This window comes from Kitasatospora sp. NPDC091257 (assembly GCF_044757675.1).
GTDB lineage: Bacteria > Actinomycetota > Actinomycetes > Streptomycetales > Streptomycetaceae > Kitasatospora > Kitasatospora lactacystinica.
Map to the genome: position 1 here is coordinate 1 of NZ_JBIVVI010000891.1, position 3,873 is coordinate 3,873.

Below are 3,873 nucleotides of genomic sequence, written 5' to 3' on the forward strand. Positions count from 1 at the left end.
GGGGCGGGTGCTCTTGGCCGGGCCGGTGATCAGCGACGGGGCGACGGGGCGTCATGCTGAGGGCCCGCACCACCTTCCGAGTGATGGAGACCGAGATGAGCGACACCCCCACGACCCGCTGGAGCGTCGGCGCGCCCGAGGCCGGTGACTTCGCGGCCTGGCGCGAACTGTTCCGTGGGTACGGCGACTTCTACCGGGTCCCGGTTCCGGAGGAGAAGGCCGAGCTGGTCTGGTCCTGGCTGATGGACCCGGGGCACGAGGTGGCGGGGCTCCTGGTGCGGGACGGCGACGGTAGGCCGGTCGGCCTCGCGCACTACCGGCCGTTCGCGCGACCTCTGCACGGGGCCGTCGGGTGCTTCCTGGACGATCTGTTCGTGGCGCCCGAGGTCCGGGGCGGCGGCGCGGTGGACGCGCTGTTGGGCCGGCTGCGGGAAATCGCGGCGGAACGCGGCTGGAACACCGTCCGCTGGATCACCTCCGAGGACAATTACCGGGCCCGCGGAAAATACGACAAGGTCGCCGTACGGACCAGGTTCCTCACCTACGACATGGCCCCGGAGGCACCGGTCGACTGAGGCCGCGGCCCGACCGCCGGACATTCGTTCGGAGTTTCTGTTATCGGCGCCCGGCCGGGAGGTCTCCCATGTGTCGACACCCGACCAGTCGACCCGGAACAGAAAGCGTGGCCACGTGAACAGCGACGACAGGACGACCATCCTCCCGGCGAGCGGAGGCGGCGCCGGCAGCGACAGCGGGAGTGGAGCCGGCGGCCGCTCCGGCGGCCGGGCGGCACGGCGGGCTGCCGAGCGGCACACCGGGCGGGGCCGGCGGGCGCGTCGGCGCGGCGGGATCGTGCCGGTCACCGCGGTCGTTGCGGCCGTGGCCGGCACCGGGCTGTTCGCCGCGCTGGCCGGCGCGGGCTACGCGGCGTACGGCGGCAAGCAGACCGACCGGGACACGGCGGGCCAGTCGCTCTCCGCCGACATGCTGATCTCTGCGGAGCTGGGCACGCGCGAGGGCATCCAGGTGCCCGGCGCCGGCGGGACGAACCCGGACGTCCTTCCCCCGGCCACCCCCACCGCCACCGACCCGGCGGCCGTTCCGAGCACCTCGCTCACGCCGACCACGACCGCTCCGGCCTCCCCGGCGGCCGCGGCCACTGCCGCCCCGAACGCCGCGCCCACCCCCGCGGCCTCCGCGCCCAAGGCGGCCTCGGACGCCGCCCGGGCCGCCACCGGCGGCTTCCCGTTCCCGCCCAAGCGGCCCACCGTGGCCCCGCCGGCGGGCGGCGGCGCGGCTCCGTCGTACGCCCAGCAGGTCGTGGACCTGGTCAACGTCGAGCGCAGCAAGGCCGGCTGCGGGCCGGTCAGCGCGGAGCCCCGGCTGACGAGCGCCGCCCAGGCGCACAGCAACGACATGGCCGACCGCAACTACTTCGACCACGCCAGCCCCGAGGGTTACCACGCCGACCACCGGATCGAGGCGGCCGGCTACAGCTGGAGCACCTGGGGCGAGAACATCGCCCGCGGCCAGAAGGGCCCGGCCGACGTGATGAACTCCTGGATGAACAGCCCCGGCCACCGGGCCAACATCCTCAACTGCTCGTTCAAGCAGCTCGGCGTGGGCGTGCGGCCGGGCGCCAACGGTCCGTGGTGGACCCAGGTGTTCGCGTCCCCGGCGTGAATCGGCCCGGCCTGGTCCGCTCCGGTCCGGTCCGGGCTCAGGCTCGGGCCGAGTAGTCCGGACCGATTTTCCGATTCCGTGCACATTGTTGTTATCTGATCACTCCACACGGGTCTCCGAGGAGGCAGCGGCGGACGGATACACGGCAAGACGGAGTGCGGACCATGAACGCTGATGTGCAGAACAGGACCGGGACCACCCTGGTGCTAGCGGCGCAGGCAGGTGACCGGCAGGCCCAGGAGGCGCTGGTCGCGGCCTGGCTGCCGCTCGTCTACAACGTGGCCGGCCGCGCCCTCGGCGGCCACGCCGACGTGGACGACGTCGCGCAGGAGACCATGATCCGCGCCCTGGACGGCCTGGACGGGCTCCGCGACCCCGAGTCCTTCCGGTCCTGGCTGGTCGCCATCACCATGAACCAGGTGCGCCGTCGGCACGCCGCCGGCCAGCAGCAGCCGACCGTCGGCGGGCTGGACGAGACCTGGGAGGTCGCCGACCCCCGGGCCGACTTCACGGACCTCACCATCCTGCGCCTCGGCCTGTCCGGCCAGCGCCGCGAGGTGGCCGAGGCCACCCGCTGGCTGGACCCGGACGACCGGGAGCTGCTCGCCCTCTGGTGGCTGGAGGCCGCCGGCGAACTGACCCGGGCCGAACTCGCCGACGCCCTCGACCTGAGCCCGCAGCACACCGCCGTGCGCGTACAGCGGATGAAGAAGCAGCTCGAAGCGGGCCGCATCGTCGTCCGCGCGCTCTGCGCCTACCCCCGCTGCCCCGGACTGACAGAGCTCACCGCGGGGTTCGACGGCACCCCGAACTCGGTCTGGCGCAAGCGCATAGCCCGCCACATCCGCGACTGCGCCGACTGCGACGGCCTCGGCCGGGACCTCTTCCCGGCGGAGGGACTGCTGGCCGGCCTCGCCCTGGTGCCGATCCCGCTCGACTGGCCCGTGCTGCTGCACTTCCAGCACACCGCGGCCGCCGTCGTCTCCTCGGCGGCCGCCACCGGAACGGGAGCCTCCACCGGAGCGGGGGCCGGGGCTCACGCCGGTGCCGGGGCGCATGCGGGAGGGCACGGCGGCTGGGCCGGCACCGCGGCCCGCAAGGCCGTCCTGGCGAGCGGGGCGGCCGCGGCGGTCGCGGTGACCACCCTGGCCCTGGTCTGGCCGCAGGCCGAACCCCCGCAGCCGACGGCACCCGAGCCCACCGCTCCGGCCGCGGCACCGGACACGCCGACGGCCGCCGCCGCACCCGCTGCCGTCGCCCCCGAGCCGACCCCGCTGCCCGCGGAGAGCCCGGCGGCGACGGCGACGTCCGCACCGACGCCCACCGCGACCCGCACCGCCGCCGCGACACCGCAGCCCAACCCGGAACGCCAGCTGGTGGACCTGGTCAACGCCGAACGCGCCAGGGCGGGTTGCGCCCCGCTGCGGATCGACCCCCGGCTGCACGGCACGGCCCAGAAGCACGCGGACGACATGGCCACCCGCGGCTTCTTCGACCACGTCAACCCGGAGGGCGTCCGCACCGAGGCCCGGATCACCGCCGCCGGCTACCGCTGGTCCCAGTGGGGCGAGAACCTCGACCGGGGCCCGACCACCCCGGCCGCCGTCTTCGCCCGCTGGATGGACGGCGGAATCCACCAGTCCAACATGCTCGACTGCGGATTCAAGGACATCGGCGTCGGCTTCGCCACCAGCTCCGCCGGCACCCCCTACTGGACCCAGGACCTCGGAGCCCCGATGTCCTGAACCGTGTCCGTGACCGTGACCGTGTCCGGTGAGGTGGGCGCCGGCGCCGGACTACGCGGGAGTGGCCGCCACCAGGCCGTTCGCCGACCCGGTCACATAGCCGGTGGCCTCCCCGAGGACGCCACCCGCGTCACCGACCTGCCCGGGCACCACGTCCGGAGCGCTGCTCAGCGGCCCGGGCAGTCCCTCCTGCCCGCCCACGGCACTGGCGTGCGCACTCGGTGCGGTGAGGGAGGCCACGACACCAACGGCGAGCGAGGCAACGGCGAGCATGCTGCGCTTCTTCATGGCCGGTCCAACGACGCTGCGCCGGAAGGGTTACGGCCCGGACCCGCGGGCCCGCGGCAGGGGTGTCCGGAAAGGTTGGACGGCCCGCGAACCGACCGGGACTCTGCCGGGCGGCGGGCGGGCCGCGATAGGTAGCGCACACCACAGAACTACCACA

4 protein-coding genes are annotated in these 3,873 nt (G+C 74.4%); 3 read left to right on the forward strand and 1 reads right to left on the reverse strand.

All coding sequences use genetic code 11. From position 1 onward, the window contains the following. Positions 1–95 precede the first annotated feature (95 nt). From ACIQOV_RS31510 to ACIQOV_RS31520, 3 genes are all read left to right on the forward strand, one after another. On the forward strand, positions 96–575 hold the full coding sequence (locus tag ACIQOV_RS31510; RefSeq protein ID WP_401054078.1) for a GNAT family N-acetyltransferase: 480 nt from the start codon (positions 96–98) through the stop codon (positions 573–575). 115 nt (positions 576–690) lie between these two features. Beyond that, positions 691–1,683, forward strand: coding sequence for a CAP domain-containing protein (locus tag ACIQOV_RS31515; RefSeq protein WP_401054079.1), 993 nt, complete (start codon positions 691–693; stop codon positions 1,681–1,683). Between the two features lie 164 nt (positions 1,684–1,847). After that, on the forward strand, positions 1,848–3,428 hold the full coding sequence (locus tag ACIQOV_RS31520) for a sigma-70 family RNA polymerase sigma factor (RefSeq protein ID WP_401054081.1): 1,581 nt from the start codon (positions 1,848–1,850) through the stop codon (positions 3,426–3,428). A 51-nt stretch (positions 3,429–3,479) separates the two neighbouring features. On the opposite strand, the gene ACIQOV_RS31525 is transcribed toward ACIQOV_RS31520, so the two are convergent. Further along, the gene (locus ACIQOV_RS31525) at positions 3,480–3,716 is read right to left on the reverse strand and encodes a hypothetical protein (RefSeq protein WP_380553209.1); all 237 of its coding nucleotides are present in this window, start codon (positions 3,714–3,716) and stop codon (positions 3,480–3,482) included. Positions 3,717–3,873: the final 157 nt, after the last annotated feature.